Source organism: Curtobacterium sp. NPDC089689 (genome assembly GCF_044749145.1).
In the GTDB taxonomy this organism is placed as follows: Bacteria; Actinomycetota; Actinomycetes; order Actinomycetales; family Microbacteriaceae; genus Curtobacterium.
Genome location: NZ_JBIVHJ010000001.1, coordinates 1,146,061 through 1,162,061, shown reverse-complemented (window position 1 = coordinate 1,162,061; position 16,001 = coordinate 1,146,061). Strand labels below are relative to the sequence as shown.

14 protein-coding genes and 2 tRNA genes are annotated in these 16,001 nt (G+C 67.6%); 13 read left to right on the top strand and 3 right to left on the bottom strand.

Features of this window, described 5'->3' with window-relative positions; genetic code table 11:
* Nucleotides 1-170: 170 nt before the first annotated feature.
* Complete coding sequence (rpmH, locus tag ACIPYW_RS05680; protein WP_019181680.1) at nucleotides 171-308, bottom strand: 50S ribosomal protein L34; 138 nt, start codon at nucleotides 306-308, stop codon at nucleotides 171-173.
* 518 nt (nucleotides 309-826) lie between these two features.
* Here rpmH and dnaA point away from each other — a divergent pair.
* The 11 genes from dnaA to ACIPYW_RS05625 all read left to right on the top strand — a co-directional run bounded on the left by dnaA (nucleotide 827) and on the right by ACIPYW_RS05625 (nucleotide 13,173).
* Nucleotides 827-2,293 (top strand): chromosomal replication initiator protein DnaA, encoded by a 1,467-nt coding sequence (gene dnaA, locus ACIPYW_RS05675; RefSeq protein ID WP_400411586.1) that lies wholly within the window; start codon nucleotides 827-829, stop codon nucleotides 2,291-2,293.
* A 602-nt stretch (nucleotides 2,294-2,895) separates the two neighbouring features.
* Nucleotides 2,896-4,041, top strand: a complete 1,146-nt coding sequence (gene dnaN / locus ACIPYW_RS05670; RefSeq protein ID WP_290133375.1) for a DNA polymerase III subunit beta — start codon at nucleotides 2,896-2,898, stop codon at nucleotides 4,039-4,041.
* Nucleotides 4,042-4,111: 70 nt separating this feature from the next.
* Nucleotides 4,112-4,999 carry a phosphogluconate dehydrogenase (NAD(+)-dependent, decarboxylating) gene (gnd, locus tag ACIPYW_RS05665; RefSeq protein ID WP_400411583.1) on the top strand — a complete coding sequence of 296 codons (888 nt, stop codon included), beginning with the start codon at nucleotides 4,112-4,114 and terminating at the stop codon, nucleotides 4,997-4,999.
* A gap of 33 nt (nucleotides 5,000-5,032) precedes the next feature.
* On the top strand, nucleotides 5,033-6,271 hold the full coding sequence (gene recF / locus ACIPYW_RS05660; RefSeq protein ID WP_400411580.1) for a DNA replication/repair protein RecF: 1,239 nt from the start codon (nucleotides 5,033-5,035) through the stop codon (nucleotides 6,269-6,271).
* Nucleotides 6,271-6,771 carry a DUF721 domain-containing protein gene (locus ACIPYW_RS05655; RefSeq protein ID WP_400411578.1) on the top strand — a complete coding sequence of 167 codons (501 nt, stop codon included), beginning with the start codon at nucleotides 6,271-6,273 and terminating at the stop codon, nucleotides 6,769-6,771. Before recF ends, ACIPYW_RS05655 begins: the two co-directional genes overlap by 1 nt.
* 133 nt (nucleotides 6,772-6,904) lie before the next feature.
* Complete coding sequence (gene gyrB, locus ACIPYW_RS05650; protein WP_058724804.1) at nucleotides 6,905-8,881, top strand: DNA topoisomerase (ATP-hydrolyzing) subunit B; 1,977 nt, start codon at nucleotides 6,905-6,907, stop codon at nucleotides 8,879-8,881.
* A gap of 128 nt (nucleotides 8,882-9,009) precedes the next feature.
* Complete coding sequence (gene gyrA / locus ACIPYW_RS05645; RefSeq protein ID WP_400411575.1) at nucleotides 9,010-11,646, top strand: DNA gyrase subunit A; 2,637 nt, start codon at nucleotides 9,010-9,012, stop codon at nucleotides 11,644-11,646.
* A complete protein-coding gene (locus ACIPYW_RS05640; protein ID WP_022904049.1) occupies nucleotides 11,639-12,046 on the top strand; it encodes a DUF3566 domain-containing protein in 408 nt (135 codons plus the stop codon). The genes gyrA and ACIPYW_RS05640 overlap by 8 nt, the downstream gene beginning before the upstream one ends.
* Nucleotides 12,047-12,122: 76 nt before the next feature.
* Nucleotides 12,123-12,199: transfer RNA gene (locus tag ACIPYW_RS05635), tRNA-Ile, on the top strand.
* A 32-nt stretch (nucleotides 12,200-12,231) separates the two neighbouring features.
* Nucleotides 12,232-12,304: transfer RNA gene (locus ACIPYW_RS05630), tRNA-Ala, on the top strand.
* 275 nt (nucleotides 12,305-12,579) lie between these two features.
* A complete protein-coding gene (locus tag ACIPYW_RS05625) occupies nucleotides 12,580-13,173 on the top strand; it encodes a dihydrofolate reductase family protein (RefSeq protein ID WP_400411572.1) in 594 nt (197 codons plus the stop codon).
* A gap of 64 nt (nucleotides 13,174-13,237) precedes the next feature.
* Here ACIPYW_RS05625 and ACIPYW_RS05620 read toward each other — a convergent pair whose 3' ends face one another.
* Complete coding sequence (locus tag ACIPYW_RS05620; protein WP_058724803.1) at nucleotides 13,238-13,810, bottom strand: hypothetical protein; 573 nt, start codon at nucleotides 13,808-13,810, stop codon at nucleotides 13,238-13,240.
* 116 nt (nucleotides 13,811-13,926) lie between these two features.
* Here ACIPYW_RS05620 and ACIPYW_RS05615 point away from each other — a divergent pair, with 116 nt between their 5' ends.
* Nucleotides 13,927-14,466: a peptidylprolyl isomerase gene (locus tag ACIPYW_RS05615; protein ID WP_400411570.1), complete on the top strand. Its 540-nt coding sequence runs from the start codon at nucleotides 13,927-13,929 to the stop codon at nucleotides 14,464-14,466.
* Between the two features lie 5 nt (nucleotides 14,467-14,471).
* Nucleotides 14,472-15,323 carry a rhomboid family intramembrane serine protease gene (locus tag ACIPYW_RS05610; RefSeq protein ID WP_400411569.1) on the top strand — a complete coding sequence of 284 codons (852 nt, stop codon included), beginning with the start codon at nucleotides 14,472-14,474 and terminating at the stop codon, nucleotides 15,321-15,323.
* Between the two features lie 342 nt (nucleotides 15,324-15,665).
* Here ACIPYW_RS05610 and ACIPYW_RS05605 read toward each other — a convergent pair whose 3' ends face one another.
* Nucleotides 15,666-15,920, bottom strand: coding sequence for a cell division protein CrgA (locus ACIPYW_RS05605; protein ID WP_058724800.1), 255 nt, complete (start codon nucleotides 15,918-15,920; stop codon nucleotides 15,666-15,668).
* Between the last annotated feature and the right edge of the window lie 81 nt (nucleotides 15,921-16,001).

Below are 16,001 nucleotides of genomic sequence, written 5' to 3'. Positions count from 1 at the left end.
TGCCCCGCCCTGGGACCGCCCGGCCGGCCGGGGGGGGGGGGGGGCCCCCCCCCCCCCCGACGGACCGGTAGTCGTCTCCACGGACGATGCGGTTGGCGCGGGCCAGCATGCTCGCTACCGGAGAACGGTCCGCGAGCGGACCGATCGGCGGTCGATCAGGCGATGCCTGCTCAGGCGCTGAGCTCGGTGCGGCCCTTGGAACGGCGCGCGGCGAGGATGGCGCGGCCGGCACGGGTACGCATGCGGGCGCGGAAGCCGTGCTTCTTGGCGCGGCGGCGGTTGTTCGGCTGGAAGGTGCGCTTGCTCATGATGATCTCCACGCGGCTGCACCGATCACTGCGCCAGAGTGCACTGCGCGAGTGTCCGTGTGAGCCGTCACGTATGTATGTGTGTTGCCGCTCGGAGCACCGAACGACGCGTAACGGGCGCGACCAACTGGCCGCAGTCAACTGGTTAACGGTACGTGACAGCGGCAGAGAGGTCAAACGACGACCGGGACCGCAGTGCGCACGACCATTGTCCACACTGGGGAAAACTTCGGTTCGGTGCGACGCGCTGTGGTCCCGTACAGTGGTGTGATCGATCCGCCCTCGGCCCGGTACGACAGGGATTCCCCCTCCAGAGCTCGGTCGGGCGGTCGTGGACAAGGCTGTGGACAACCCTGTGGACCGTACGGTTCGGCACAGTGTCCGCCTCCGGCGCCGAGGGTGCCGCCGACGCCGTCCTCGACCGAGCGGTACCGGGGGGGCCCGCGGCGTGCAGCCGCCACCGCCGACGATGACCCGACGAGCACACGAGCACGAACGAACCTGGAGACGAGCGCGACATGACGATGCCGGCCGACCCCGTCGAGGACCTCTGGACGTCGGTGCTCGGACTCCTCGCCGAGGACGACCGCATCACCCCGCAGCTGCAGGGCTTCCTCAACCTGGTCGAGCCGAAGGGCGTGCTCGCCGGCACCCTCTACCTCGAGGTGCCGAACGACCTCACCCGCGGGATGCTCGAACAGCGCATCCGCATCCCCATCACCGAGGCGATCGCCCGGATCGGCGACGACGCGGTCGCCAACTTCGCGATCACCGTGAACCCGGACATGGCCTCGGAGCCCCGCGTGGACGTCGTGACCGCGACGCACGTCCCCGAGTACGCCGAAGCGTCGCAGGCGACCGTCGAGCAGAGCGCAGCACCCCGGCAGTACATCGAGGCGCCGTTCGTCCCGAGCCAGATCGACGCCCCTGGTACCGGTGGCCGGCCGGAGTCCCGGCTCAACCCGAAGTACAACTTCGACAACTTCGTCATCGGGTCGTCGAACCGCTTCGCCCACGCCGCGGCGGTCGCGGTCGCCGAGGCTCCGGCCAAGGCGTACAACCCGCTGTTCATCTACGGCGACTCGGGCCTCGGCAAGACCCACCTCCTGCACGCGATCGGCCACTACGCCGAGAGCCTCTACCCGGGCATCCGGGTGCGGTACGTGTCGAGCGAGGAGTTCACGAACGACTTCATCAACTCGATCGCGAACAACCGGTCGAACCAGTTCCAGCAGCGGTACCGCGACATCGACATCCTGCTGATCGACGACATCCAGTTCCTCCAGGGGAAGGACTCCACGCAGGAGGCCTTCTTCCACACGTTCAACACCCTGCACGACCACAACAAGCAGGTCGTGATCACGTCGGACGTCGCACCGAAGCACCTCACCGGCTTCGAGGACCGGATGCGCTCGCGCTTCGAGTGGGGGCTCATCACCGACGTGCAGGCGCCCGACCTCGAGACGCGCATCGCGATCCTCCGCAAGAAGGCGCAGTCCGACCACCTGCAGGTGCCCGACGACATCCTCGAGTTCATGGCGTCGAAGGTGTCGAGCAACATCCGGGAGCTCGAGGGCACGCTCATCCGGGTGACCGCGTTCGCGAGCCTCAACCGGACCGCCGTCGACATGGCGCTCGTGCAGACGGTCCTGAAGGACCTGATCACGCTCGACGACGACAACGTGATCGCGCCGACGGACATCATCAACCACACCGCGGAGTACTTCAAGCTCTCCGTCGACGACCTCTACGGCTCCTCCCGCTCCCAGGCGATCGCAACCGCGCGACAGATCGCGATGTACCTCTGCCGGGAGATGACGAGCCTGTCCCTCCCGAAGATCGGGCAGCTGTTCGGCAACCGTGACCACACCACGGTCATGTACGCCAACAAGAAGATCACCGAGCTCATGAAGGAGCGTCGGTCGATCTACAACCAGGTCACCGAGCTCACGAGCCGGATCAAGCAGGACCGCCGCTACCGCTGACCCCGCTGGGTACGACGCGTCGCGACGCACGTCGCGAGACGCGGACGGACTGGAGGCGCGGTGCGGGCTGGCACCCCTCCCTCGCCGGCTCGGTCGGCGCGCCCCGCGCGACGCCGGCGGGTCACCGCTGAGCGGGGCGCGCCAGTTCGTCTCCTCGTCGCGGCAGCGACATGTCGGATGCGTGCGACACGCCCTCTGATCAGTGTGAATGCGCGCATGTCCACCATCTGAGACGGTTCCAGGCGGCGAGATTCCCACAGTGTGGAAAGCCTGTGGATAACTGTGGATGACACGCGGTCCGGTTGTACACAGATCTGACCCCACCTGTGGAGACTGGGGATGGAAGTGGATAGATGACGTTTACTCATCCAGACCTCGTCAACACACCACTCACAACTCACACCTGTGTAGTTCCTTGTGGACAAGCGGGATGCACAGAGTTATCCACACTGTGCACAGGCGTTAACACCATTGATCCTGGTTAACGATGAATCTCCGTGGGACAACCTTGTGGACGGCGGGATGACAAGAATCCGGCGGCCGCTGCGCTGTGCCACAATGGGGCGGCCGGACAGTCCAAACGATCGACAGGGGTCCCAGCTGTGAAGTTCGAGGTCAACCGGGACGTCTTCTCCGAAGCCGTCTCCTTCGCGGTGAAGCTCCTCCCACAGCGCACGACCCTCCCGATCCTGTCCGGTGTGCTGATCCACGCCGAAGGCGACCGTCTGACGCTGTCGTCCTTCGACTACGAGGTCTCCGCACAGACGTCCATCACGGCGCAGATCGACGAGCCGGGCACGGTCCTGGTCTCCGGCCGACTGCTCAACGACATCGCGAGCCGGCTCCCGAACGCCCCCGTCACGTTCACAACCGAGGACACCAAGATCTCGGTGAGCTGCGGCTCGGCGCACTTCACGCTGCTCTCCATGCCGGTCGAGGAGTACCCGACCCTCCCGGAGATCGGTGCGCAGACCGGCGTCATCCCCGGCGACGCGTTCTCCGAGGCCGTGTCGCAGGTCGCCGTCGCCGCCAGCCGCGACGACGTCACGCCGGTCATCACGGGCGTGCAGCTCGAGGTCGGCGACAACGACCTCTCGCTCATCGCGACCGACCGGTACCGCGTCGCCGTCCGGACGATCGCGTGGGACTCCGGCCGTGTCGGCTCCGAGCCGCTCCACGCGCTCGTCCCGGCGCGCACCCTGCAGGAGGTCGGCCGCACGTTCGGCTCGGCGTCCACCGTGTCGGTCTCGATCAGCGGCACCTCGGACCGCGAGCTCATCGCGTTCCACGCCGACGACAAGACCGTGACCTCGTTGCTCATCAAGGGCAACTACCCGCCGGTCCGCCGGCTCTTCCCCGAGACCGTCGACGACCACGCGGTGATCAACACCGCGGAGCTCGTCGAGGCGGTCCGACGGGTCTCCCTCGTCCTGGAGCGCGAAGCGGCGCTCCGGTTCTCCTTCTCGGTCGACGGGCTCACGCTCGAGGCGATCGGGTCCGAACAAGCGCAGGCGTCAGAGTCGATCAGTGCGTTGCTGACCGGAGAGGAAACGGTGGTCTCGCTGAAGCCCGCCTTCCTCCTGGACGGGTTGAACGCGGTGCACTCCGAGTTCGTCCGCATCTCCTTCACCAAGACGGAGAACCCGAACAAGCCCGGCCCGGTGCTCCTCACCGGCCAGACTTCGCAGGACGCACCTGCCACGGACGGATACCGGTACCTGCTGCAGCCCAATCTCCTGCTGCGGTAAGCGCAACAGCCGAACACTGCGCTGACGCGCCACCCCTGCATCAGCGCGACGACGAACAGAAGAGGAAATCATGCACATCGGTCTTGTCGGCCTCGGTCGCATGGGCAACAACATGCGTGCCCGTCTCCGCAACGCAGGCATCGAGGTCACCGGCTACGACGCGAACCCCGAGGTCTCGGACGTCGCTGACCTCGGCGCCCTCGCCGCGGCGCTCCCCGAGGGCAAGAAGCTCGTGTGGGTCATGGTCCCGCACGGCAAGATCACCGACGACGTGATCACCGACCTGTCGAACGTCCTGGGCGAGGGTGACCTCGTCATCGACGGCGGCAACTCGAAGTGGCTCGACGACGAGGTGCACGCCAAGCAGCTCGACGCCAAGGGCATCCGCTACATGGACGCCGGCGTCTCCGGTGGCGTCTGGGGCAAGCAGAACGGCTACGGCCTCATGGTGGGCGGCGCCCCCGAGGACGTCGAGTTCGCCATGCCGGTCTTCGACGCGCTCCGCCCCGAGGGCCCGCGCGAAGAGGGCTTCTCGCACGCCGGCGGCGTCGGCGCGGGGCACTACGCGAAGATGGTCCACAACGGCATCGAGTACGCGATCATGCAGGCGTACGGCGAGGGCTACGAGCTCCTCGAGGCCAAGGACATCGTCCACGACGTCCCCGCGGTCTTCGCCGGGTGGCAGCGCGGCACCGTCGTGCGGTCCTGGCTGCTCGACCTGCTCGTGCTGGCCATCAACGAGGACCCGAAGCTCGACGAGCTCGAGGGCTACGTCGACGACTCGGGCGAGGGTCGCTGGACCCTCGAAGAGGCGATCGAGCTCGCCGTGCCGATGCCCGCGCTCTCGGCCGCGATGTTCGCGCGCTTCGTGTCGCGTCAGGGCAGCGAGTCCCCGACGATGAAGGCCGTCGCGGCGCTCCGCAACCAGTTCGGCGGCCACGCCGTCAAGAAGGCGTAGCTCGGGTAACCACCTGAGCTCGTCTCGGCCCGCGTGCACGTCGACCACCTGCAACTCACCGACTTCCGGAACTACCGGGAGGCGGAGGTCGACCTCGCACGCGGGCCGAACCTGTTCGTCGGCCGGAACGGACAGGGCAAGACCAACCTCGTCGAGGCGATCGGCTACCTGTCGACCCTCGGCTCGCACCGTGTCCCCACCGACGCGGCACTCGTGCGGCAGGGCTGTGACGCGGCGATCGTCCGTGCCCGGCTCGCCCACGAGGACCGGAGCATCCTCGCCGAGGTGCAGATCAACCGCTCGGGGTCGAACCGGGCGCAGGTGAACCGCGCGGCGATCAAGCCCCGTGAACTCCCGCGGTACTGCACGAGCGTGCTGTTCGCCCCGGAGGACCTCGCGCTGGTCCGCGGCGAACCGGCCGGACGTCGACGGATGCTCGACGAGCTCCTCGGCCAGATCGCTCCGCGGATGCAGGGGGTCCTCGCCGACTACGACCGGACCCTGCGTCAGCGGAACACGCTGCTCAAGTCGGCCCGGGCGACCGGATCGAAGGCGGGCGCCCTGTCGACGCTCGACGTGTGGGACGACCGGCTCGTGTCGTTCGGTGCCGAGATCATCGCCGCGCGCGACCACCTGACCCGACGCCTCGCTCCGTTCGTGACGGAGGCCTACGCGACCGTCGCCGGTGAACGGCACGAAGCGACCATCACCGGCGTGCTCAGCGTCCGCGGTGGCGATCCCGAGGACGCCGCCGCGACCGATCCGGTGCTCGGGACGCCGGACGAGCCGGTGAGCGTCCCCGCCGCCGCCGAGGCGTTCCGGAGTGCGCTCGAACGCCGTCGTCGCGACGAACTCGACCGTGGGCTGACGCTCGTCGGACCTCACCGGGACGACGTGCTGTTCCAGTTGAACGGGTTACCGGCCCGCGGATACGCCAGTCACGGCGAATCGTGGTCGTTCGCGCTGGCGGTCCAGCTCGCGAGCGCCGCGGTGCTCCGCGCGGAGTCGACCCTCGGTGACCCGATCATCATCCTGGACGACGTGTTCGCCGAACTCGACGAGTCACGCCGTGAACGCCTGGCGAACGCGGTCGCCGACTACGAGCAGGTGCTCATCACGGCGGCCGTGTTCGGGGACGTGCCCGCGCAGTTGGCGGCGCACACCGTGCACATCGAGGCGGGGACGATCGTCGACCCGACGAGTGCGGGGAGCATCGCCGACCCGAGCAACGCGGCGGTCGTCGACCCGCCGACCGCGGACACGGCGTCCTGATGCCGAAGCCGTGGAAGCCGACCGAGCCCTCCCGGTTCTACCGGCACCTCAAGGCGGTCTTCGGCGACCCCTCGCTCCGGACGGTCGATGCTCGCCGACGTCGCGCCCGCGAGGTCGACGCCGACTCGGTGCCGTACGGTCGCGGTCGTGAGCCGAAGGGCCTCGGCGACGTCGTCGGGTCGCTCGCGGACGAACTGGGTTGGGTCGAGCCGCTCGCACGTTCCGAGCTGTTCGTCGACTGGTCCGGCGTCGTCGGGGAAGAGCTCGCGAAGCACTCCCGTCCGGTGACCATCGACGACGGTGCGCTGGTCATCCGGTGCGACTCGACGGCGTGGGCGACACAGCTCCGACTCATGCGGTCGACCATCACCACGACCATCGCCGAACGGCACCCGCAGGCAGGGGTCCAGTCGATCCGGGTTTCCGGGCCCGACTCCCCCACCTGGAAACGCGGTCCCAGGACGGTCCAGGGGCGCGGTCCTCGCGACACCTACGGTTGAGCCGACAATTTCATCCTGCCGGGCGAAAAAAGGCCCGTCAGCGCCCGGATTCCGCCTCGAACGAACGCCCGACGCGGTAGACTGGGCAGTGCAGTGTGCGGGTGTTCCGCGCGCAGGCAGGAGCTCTCTCGACATGACATCAGGATCTGACGACGCACAGAAGAACGAACCGTCCTACGGTGCAGACCAGATCCAGGTGCTGGAGGGCCTCGAAGCCGTCCGCAAGCGCCCGGGCATGTACATCGGCTCGACGGGTCCGCGCGGTCTCCACCACCTGGTCTACGAGATCGTCGACAACTCCGTCGACGAAGCCCTCGCCGGCTACTGCGACACGATCGGCATCACCATCCGTGAAGACGGTGGCATCCGCGTCGTCGACAACGGCCGTGGCATCCCGGTCAGCACGCACCCGACCGAGGGTGTCTCCACCCTCCAGGTCGTCCTGACCGTCCTCCACGCCGGTGGCAAGTTCGGCGGTGGCGGCTACGCGGTCTCCGGTGGTCTGCACGGCGTCGGTTCGTCCGTCGTCAACGCGCTCAGCACCGAGCTCGACGTCGAGGTCGCCCGCGACGGGCACGTCTACCGGCAGAGCTACACCGACGGCGTCCCCGTCGCCCCGGTCGCCGAGGGTGAGGAGACCGACCGCACGGGTACGACGATCACGTTCTGGCCGAACGACCAGATCTTCGAGACGACCGAGTTCGACTACGAGACGCTGCGCACCCGGTTCCAGCAGACGGCCTTCCTCAACAAGGGCCTGAAGATCGAGCTCCGCGACGAGCGCACCCCGGACGAGGGCGAAGAGGCTCGGAAGGACACCTTCCACTACGAACGCGGGCTCATCGACTACGTCGAGTACCTCAACGCGCAGAAGAAGTCCGACAAGGTGCACGAGGACGTCATCTCGATCGAGGCCGAGGACAAGGAGCGCCAGATCGCGCTCGAGATCGCGATGCAGTGGAACACCTCCTACCAGGAGAGCGTCCACACCTTCGCGAACACGATCAACACGCACGAGGGCGGCACCCACGAAGAGGGCTTCCGCGCCGCGCTGACCTGGCTCGTCAACAAGTACGCGCGTGAGAACAAGATCATCAAGGAGAAGGACGACAACCTCACGGGTGACGACATCCGTGAGGGTCTGACGGCCGTCATCTCCATCAAGCTCGGCGAACCGCAGTTCGAGGGCCAGACGAAGACCAAGCTCGGCAACACCGAGGCGAAGGGCTTCGTGCAGAAGGTCGTCGGCACCGAGCTCGCCGACTGGTTCGACCGCAACCCCACCCAGGCGCGCGACGTCATCCGCAAGGCGATCCAGGCGTCCCAGGCCCGACTCGCCGCCCGCAAGGCGCGCGAGACCACCCGCCGCAAGGGTCTCCTCGAGTCCGGTGGGATGCCCGGCAAGCTCAAGGACTGCCAGTCGAAGGACCCGACGATCTCCGAGATCTTCATGGTCGAGGGCGACTCCGCCGGTGGTTCGGCCGTGCAGGGGCGCAACCCGCTCACGCAGGCGATCCTCCCGCTGCGGGGCAAGATCCTGAACGTCGAGAAGGCGCGTCTCGACCGTGCCCTCGCCAACCAGGAGATCCAGTCGATGATCACGGCGTTCGGCGCCGGCATCGGCGAGGACTTCGACCCGGAGAAGGCGCGGTACCACAAGATCGTGCTCATGGCCGATGCCGACGTGGACGGCCAGCACATCACGACGCTCCTCCTGACGCTCCTCTTCCGCTACATGCGGCCGCTCATCGAGCGCGGCTACGTCTACCTCGCACAGCCGCCGCTGTACCGACTGAAGTGGTCGAACTCCGCCCACGAGTACGTGTTCTCGGACCGCGAGCGCGATGCGCTGCTGCAGGCCGGCCTCGCGTCCGGCAAGCGGATCCCGAAGGACAACGGCATCCAGCGCTACAAGGGTCTCGGCGAGATGGACTACAAGGAGCTCTGGGACACCACCATGAACCCGGACACCCGCACGCTCCTGCAGGTCACCCTCGAGGACGCCGCCGCCGTCGACAGCGTCTTCGCGACGCTGATGGGCGAGGACGTCGACGCGCGTCGCCAGTTCATCCAGCAGAACGCCAAGGACGTCCGCTTCCTCGACATCTGAGCTCGTCACCACCCGAGCCGGGAGGCACGGCGTGAGCAGCGAGCACCAGACCCGACCACCTGTGGTCGCGCCCGGCGCGACCAACGGAACCACAGCCTCCAGGCTGTCCAGAAAGGGAACGAAGCCACATGGCTGACGACAACGAGAACGGCGCCGACGAGCAGCCCGAGATCGTGCACGGCGACAGCGGGGACATCGTCGTCTCCGGTGACCGCATCTCGCAGGTCGACCTGCAGCTCGAGATGCAGCGCTCCTACCTCGACTACGCGATGTCGGTCATCGTCGGCCGCGCGCTGCCGGAGGTCCGCGACGGGCTGAAGCCGGTGCACCGCCGCGTCCTCTACGCGATGTACGACGGCGGCTACCGCCCCGACCGCGCGTTCTCGAAGTGCTCCCGCGTCGTCGGCGACGTCATGGGCCAGTTCCACCCGCACGGCGACTCGGCGATCTACGACGCGCTCGTCCGCCTCGTGCAGCCGTGGTCCCTGCGGTACCCGCTCGCGCTCGGCCAGGGCAACTTCGGCTCCGCCGGCAACGACGGCGCCGCCGCCCCGCGGTACACCGAGACCAAGATGGCCCCGCTCGCCCTCGAGATGGTGCGGGACATCGAGGAAGAGACCGTCGACTTCCAGGACAACTACGACGGTCGCACCCAGGAGCCGGCGATCCTGCCGTCGCGGTTCCCGAACCTCCTCGTCAACGGTTCCGTCGGCATCGCGGTCGGCATGGCGACGAACATCCCGCCGCACAACCTCCGCGAGGTCGCGGAGGGCGCGAAGTGGGCACTCGAGAACCCCGAGGCCACGCGTGAGGAACTCCTCGTCGCGCTCATGCAGCGGATCAAGGGCCCGGACTTCCCGACCGGCGCGCAGATCCTCGGCACCAAGGGCATCCAGGACGCCTACCGGACCGGCCGCGGCTCGATCACGATGCGTGCCGTCGTGAACGTCGAGGAGATCCAGGGCCGCACGTGCCTCGTCGTCACCGAGCTCCCGTACCAGGTGAACCCGGACAACCTCGCGATCAAGATCGCCGAGGGCGTGAAGGACGGCAAGCTCGCCGGCATCGCCGACATCCGCGACGAGACGTCGGGCCGCACCGGTCAGCGTCTCGTCATCGTGCTGAAGCGCGACGCGGTGGCGAAGGTCGTCCTCAACAACCTGTACAAGCACACGCAGCTGCAGGAGAACTTCGGCGCGAACATGCTCGCGATCGTCGACGGCGTGCCCCGCACCCTCGCGCTCGACGGGTTCATCTCCGCCTGGGTCGAGCACCAGATCGACGTCATCGTCCGCCGCACCCAGTACCGGCTGCGCGAGGCCGAGAAGCGCGCGCACATCCTGCGCGGGTACCTCAAGGCCCTCGACGCGCTCGACGAGGTCATCGCGCTCATCCGTCGGTCGCCCGACGCCGAAGAGGCCCGCTCCGGTCTGATGGAGCTCCTCGACGTCGACGAGATCCAGGCTCGCGCGATCCTCGAGCTCCAGCTCCGTCGCCTCGCTGCTCTCGAGCGGCAGAAGATCCACGACGAGGCCGAGGAACTCGAGCGGAAGATCGCCGACTTCAACGACATCCTCGCGAAGCCCGAGCGGCAGCGTTCGATCGTCATCGAGGAGCTCGACGAGATCGTCGCGCGCTTCGGGGACGACCGCCGCAGCGAGATCATGCTCGGCTTCGACGGCGACATGTCGATGGAAGACCTCATCCCCGAGGAGGAGATGGTCGTCACCATCACCCGCGGCGGGTACGTCAAGCGCACCCGGAGCGACAACTACCGCTCGCAGCACCGCGGTGGTCGCGGAGTGAAGGGCGCGCAGCTCCGCGCCGACGACGTCGTCGAGCACTTCTTCGTCACCACGACGCACCACTGGCTGCTCTTCCTGACGGACAAGGGCCGGGTCTACCGCGCGAAGACGTACGAGCTGCAAGAGGCCGGCCGCGACGCCAAGGGTCAGCACGTCGCGAACCTCCTCGCGATGCAGCCCGACGAGCAGATCCAGCAGGTGCTCGACATCCGCGACTACGAGGCCGCGCAGTACCTCGTGCTCGCGACGCAGCACGGGCTCGTCAAGAAGACCGCGCTCACCGAGTACGACACGAACCGCAGCGGCGGCATCATCGCGATCAACCTCCGCGACGGGGACACCCTCGTCCAGGCGCTGCTCGTCGACGAGACCGACGACCTGCTCCTCGTGTCGAAGCACGGCATGTCGCTGCGCTTCACCGCCTCGAACGACGCGCTCCGCCCGATGGGCCGATCGACCTCGGGTGTGAAGGGCATGTCCTTCCGCGACGACGACTCCCTCCTCGCAGCGCGGGTCGTCTCGGACGACGGCTACGTCTGGGTGATGACCGAGGGCGGGTACGCGAAGCGCACCTCCGTCGACCAGTACCGCGTGCAGGGCCGTGGCGGTCTCGGCATCAAGGTGGCCAAGCTGGCCGCCGACCGGGGCGACCTTGTGGGGGCTCTCATCGTGGGGGAGGACGACGAGGTGCTCGTCGTGCTGCAATCGGGCAAGGTGGTAAGGTCTGCCGTGGCCGAGGTGCCCGCCAAGGGCCGCGACACGATGGGCGTCGTCTTCGCGAGGTTCGCGGACAACGACCGCATCATCGCAGTGGCCCGGAACAGTGAGCGGAACCTGGACGACCAGGACGACGCCGAGATCGAGCCCGCGGGCCCGGTGGAGACGGTCAGCCCGACCGAAGCAGCCGACGACCAGCCCGCCGACCGCGAGGCCGGAGAGGACCAGTCAAGCAATGAGTAGTGTCGCCGAGAAGCTCCAGAAGAAGGCGAAGCGGCCCGTCGGCACCCGGCAGGTCCGCCTGCGACTGGTGTACGTCGACTTCTGGTCGATGGTGAAGCTGAGCTTCCTCATCGCCCTTGCCGGTTCGATCGTCATCGTCGTCGCCACGGCGCTGGTGTGGGTCATCCTGAACCAGACGGGCGTCTTCACCCAGGTCGACGCCCTGCTGAAGGACGTGACCGGCCAGAACAACTACTCGATCATGGACCAGTTCTCGCTGGGCCAGGTGCTCGGGTTCTCGATCGTCGTGGGCATCCTCAACGTGGTCGTCGGCACCGTGCTCGGCGCGATCGTGAGCGTCCTCTACAACCTCAGTGTGCGGATCACCGGCGGCCTGCTCGTCGGCTTCACGAACAACTGACACACCCGGGCCGGGTGGGATCGACCGCTCGATTTCGTTCTGCGAGATCGGTACGGTAGGCTCTCATCTGGTCTGAGGGGCTATAGCTCAGGCGGTTAGAGCGCTTCGCTGATAACGAAGAGGTCCAAGGTTCAAGTCCTTGTAGCCCCACCATCTCCTCCTCGGTCCAGTACGCTGGACCTCTCGGGGCCTTAGCTCAGTTGGTAGAGCGCCTGCTTTGCAAGCAGGATGTCAGGAGTTCGATTCTCCTAGGCTCCACTCGCAGAAGCCCCTGGTCGCGACTCCGTCGCTTCCCAGGGGCTTCGTCGTGTGCCCATGACGCGCCGCCGCTCCTGCGGCGCGTGCGTCGCAGGCGCCCCTGGTCGCGACTCCGTCGCTTCCCAGGGGCTTCGTTGTGTGGCCACCTCCGTTCCGGACGCGGCGTCGTCACCGTGGGTCGGGACGGACTGGAGGCACGGGTCGGCGCCGCCACGGGCCTCCCGTCCGCTGGTCCGTGCGGAACGCACGCTGCGCCACCGGCGCAGGATGGGCCCATGGGAACACTCGTGGTGGTGGAGAACGTCAGTCTCGACGGCGTGATGCAGGCACCGGCATCCCCCGACGAGGACACCCGCGGAGGGTTCCGGCTCGGCGGGTGGGCGGTCGCGCCCCTCGCGGCGGACCCCGAAGCAGCGATGGCGGCCTTCGGCGGCGGATCGGGATCGGCGGACGGGGCGATGCTGTTCGGTCGGCGGACCTACTCCGACGTCGTGGGGCACTGGCTCGGCGTGACCGAGGAGAACCCCTTCACCCCGGTGCTGCGGGACACCCGGAAGTACGTCGTCACGCGCGACCCGGACCTCGAGCTGCCGTACCCGAACTCGGAGCGGCTCGCCGGTGACCTCGGTGCCACCGTCCGGCGGGCCGTCGACGCGATCGAGGGCGAGGTCACCGTGCTCGGCAGCGGTGACGTCGTCCGGCAGCTCGCTGCCCTCGGGCTCGTGGACCGCTACGTCCTCACGGTGATCCCGGTCGTGCTCGGTGGCGGTCGGCGGCTGTTCGGGGACACCCCCGCGGAACTCCAGGTCGTGCGCACGTCGGTGTCACCCACCGGGATCGTCACCGGCGTGTACGACGTCGTGCGCTGAGACGGACAGTGACACGACGACGGCCCCCGGCGCGCGCCGGGGGCCGTCGTACGAACCGAGGAGGTCAGGCGGCGGGCTTCTCCGCCGTGTCGGCGTCGTCGGCGACCCAGAGGTCGTCGTCGGCGCGGAGGGTCTGGTAGGCGGCGTAGGCAGCGCCGGCGACGGCGACGACACCGACGACGATCAGTGCGACGCCACCGAAGCCGAGGCCCTTCTTCTTCTGGTGCGGCACGTACTTCTCCGCCGTCTTCTTCGCTTTCTTGCCCTTCTTCTGGGCCTCCTTGACGATCTTCTTGACGCGCGGGTCGCTCGCGAGGTCCTTGACGCTCATCACGGAGCCGGCGGTCGCGACGAGTCCGGGGACGACCTCGGTCTGGAAGCGGTGCGAAGCGGTCTGCGCGGCGCTCTTCGTCGCGTGCACGCCCGTGGCGACGGCGGGACGGATCCCGTTGTCGATGGCGTTCTGCACACGGGGTGCGATGTCCTTGCGGGCCGCGTCGGCCGCGTTCGAGCGGGCCTCGGCCAGGATCGCGTTCGCGTGCTCGAGGACCTTGCGCTGCTCACCGAGGAGCGAGGCGGTCTTGCCCTTGAGCTTCTTGATCTGCTTCCTGCGCTTGCGCGGGATCTCGATCGTCATCTGGTACCTCCACAGGATCGGCGTGTCCCCATCCTGCCACCGCGCCGCCTGACAGGTCACGGAGGCTTGCCTGTGCGTACCGTCTGTACGTCGGCAGTACATGCGAGAATCGGAACATGTCTCTGCACACCGCTGTCGCAACGATCCACACGAACAAGGGCGACATCCGCGTCAACCTCTTCGGCAACCACGCTCCCAAGACCGTCAAGAACTTCGTCGACCTCGCGACGGGCAAGCAGGAGTGGACCCACCCCGGGACCGGGAAGGTCTCGACCGACAAGCTCTACGACGGCGTCGTCTTCCACCGCATCATCAAGGACTTCATGATCCAGGGCGGCGACCCGCTCGGTCAGGGCATCGGCGGCCCGGGCTACCGGTTCGACGACGAGATCCACCCGGAGCTCACCTTCCAGAGCCCGTACATCTTCGCGATGGCCAACGCCGGCATCCAGGGCGGCCGCGGGACGAACGGCTCGCAGTTCTTCATCACGACCGTGGCGACGCCGTGGCTGCAGGGCAAGCACACCATCTTCGGCGAGGTCGCGGACGACGAGTCCCGCGCGGTCGTCGACGCCATCGAAGGTGTGGCGACCGACGGTCGTGACAAGCCGCTCGAGGACGTCGTCATCGAGAGCATCGACGTCGAGGACGTCTGAACCCGTTGACCGACCCGGCGTCCAACCCGAACACCTGCTACCGGCACCCCGACCGGCAGAGCTTCGTGCTCTGCCAGCGGTGTGGCCGGACGATCTGCCCCGAGTGCCAGACGCCGGCGGCGGTGGGTGTGCACTGCCCCGAGTGCGTGCGTGAGCAGCGGGCGCAGTTCCAGGCGAACCGTCGGGCATCGGGTGCCCCGAGCGGTCTGACCGTTGCTCGACGACGGTTCGCGATGCTCGACCAGAAGGCGACGCTCGTCATCGTCATCGTGTCCGCGGCGCTCTGGCTGCTGAACCAGGTCGCCGGTGGCTACGTCAACCTCTACCTGGCGTACGACACCCGGCTCCTCGGCAGCCAGCCGTGGCGGATCGTCACCGGGCTGTTCGTGCACTCGTCGTTCTTCCACATCCTCTTCAACATGTGGGCGGTGTGGATCTTCGGGCGGATGCTCGAGAACATCCTCGGGACCTGGCGCTTCGTGGCGTTGTTCTTCCTCGCCGGGCTGGGCGGTGACCTCGCCGTCACGCTGCTCAGTCCGCAGACGCCGGTGGTCGGTGCCTCCGGAGCGATCTTCGGCCTGTTCGCCGCGTTCTTCGTGATCCAGCGGAGCCTCGGGTACAACGCGGTCCAGCTGCTCGTCATCATGGGGCTGAACCTCGTCGTGGGGTTCCTCCCGGGGACGAACATCTCGTGGCAGGCGCACATCGGTGGGATCGTGCTCGGCTTCATCACCGGGTTCGTCTTCTCGAAGACGCGCAACGTCCGGCAGCGGGGGCTGCAGATCGGCCTGCTCGTGGGCGAGGCCGTCGTGCTCCTGGCCGGGATCGGCGTCGGCTACGCGGCGCTCCTCGGGTAGGCATCGCGGTCAGTGCCGAGAACGCCCCGTCGCTCTGTGCGGCGGGGCGTTCGTCATGTCCGGAGGGACGTCAGCGGCTTCGTTTCCACAACCCACGCATCGAGTTGTCCACAGCTGTGGACAAATCGGTGAGTTACACGCGTGTGATTATCCCCACTGTGGATTCACATGTGGATAACTCGGGGACCGAGGTGTGGAGAGTGGTGTGGAAAGTGTGGATAGCTGTGGACGAGCGGTGGAGAATACGCTCACCGGCGCACACGGCAATTCGAAGCTTGTGGAGAAACGACGACGCCCGCCGTACCGAGCGGCACGACGGGCGTCGAGGGGTGTGGTGCGCGGTCAGCGCCACCGCGTGGTCATCAGGAAGCCGATGAACATGATGCCGAAGCCGATGAGGATGTTCCACGAATCGAGCGACGGCACCGGGAGCGTGCCCTGGGACACGTAGAAGACGATGACCCAGGCGAGCCCGAGCAGCATGAAGCCGAACATGACCGGCTTGAACCACACGGGGTTCGGGCTGTCCCCCGCGGTGTCGACCGAGTCGGCTCGGGTCCTCCGGGCGGGCTTGGTGCGGTCCTTGTCCTTGGCCATGGCCGGTATCCTACCGTCAACACAGGTGTGCAGAGGCCTCGTTCCGACTGTGCACATCCCCCAGGAGTACGGTGAACCGCT

Coding starts and splice junctions, on each gene's coding strand:
- rpmH (WP_019181680.1), bottom strand. CDS start 308: ATGAGCAAGCGCACCTTCCAGCCGAACAACCGCCGCCGCGCCAAGAAG.
- dnaA (WP_400411586.1), top strand. CDS start 827: ATGACGATGCCGGCCGACCCCGTCGAGGACCTCTGGACGTCGGTGCTC.
- gnd (WP_400411583.1), top strand. CDS start 4,112: ATGCACATCGGTCTTGTCGGCCTCGGTCGCATGGGCAACAACATGCGT.
- ACIPYW_RS05655 (WP_400411578.1), top strand. CDS start 6,271: ATGCCGAAGCCGTGGAAGCCGACCGAGCCCTCCCGGTTCTACCGGCAC.
- gyrB (WP_058724804.1), top strand. CDS start 6,905: ATGACATCAGGATCTGACGACGCACAGAAGAACGAACCGTCCTACGGT.
- gyrA (WP_400411575.1), top strand. CDS start 9,010: ATGGCTGACGACAACGAGAACGGCGCCGACGAGCAGCCCGAGATCGTG.
- ACIPYW_RS05640 (WP_022904049.1), top strand. CDS start 11,639: ATGAGTAGTGTCGCCGAGAAGCTCCAGAAGAAGGCGAAGCGGCCCGTC.
- ACIPYW_RS05625 (WP_400411572.1), top strand. CDS start 12,580: ATGGGAACACTCGTGGTGGTGGAGAACGTCAGTCTCGACGGCGTGATG.
- ACIPYW_RS05620 (WP_058724803.1), bottom strand. CDS start 13,810: ATGACGATCGAGATCCCGCGCAAGCGCAGGAAGCAGATCAAGAAGCTC.
- ACIPYW_RS05615 (WP_400411570.1), top strand. CDS start 13,927: ATGTCTCTGCACACCGCTGTCGCAACGATCCACACGAACAAGGGCGAC.
- ACIPYW_RS05605 (WP_058724800.1), bottom strand. CDS start 15,920: ATGGCCAAGGACAAGGACCGCACCAAGCCCGCCCGGAGGACCCGAGCC.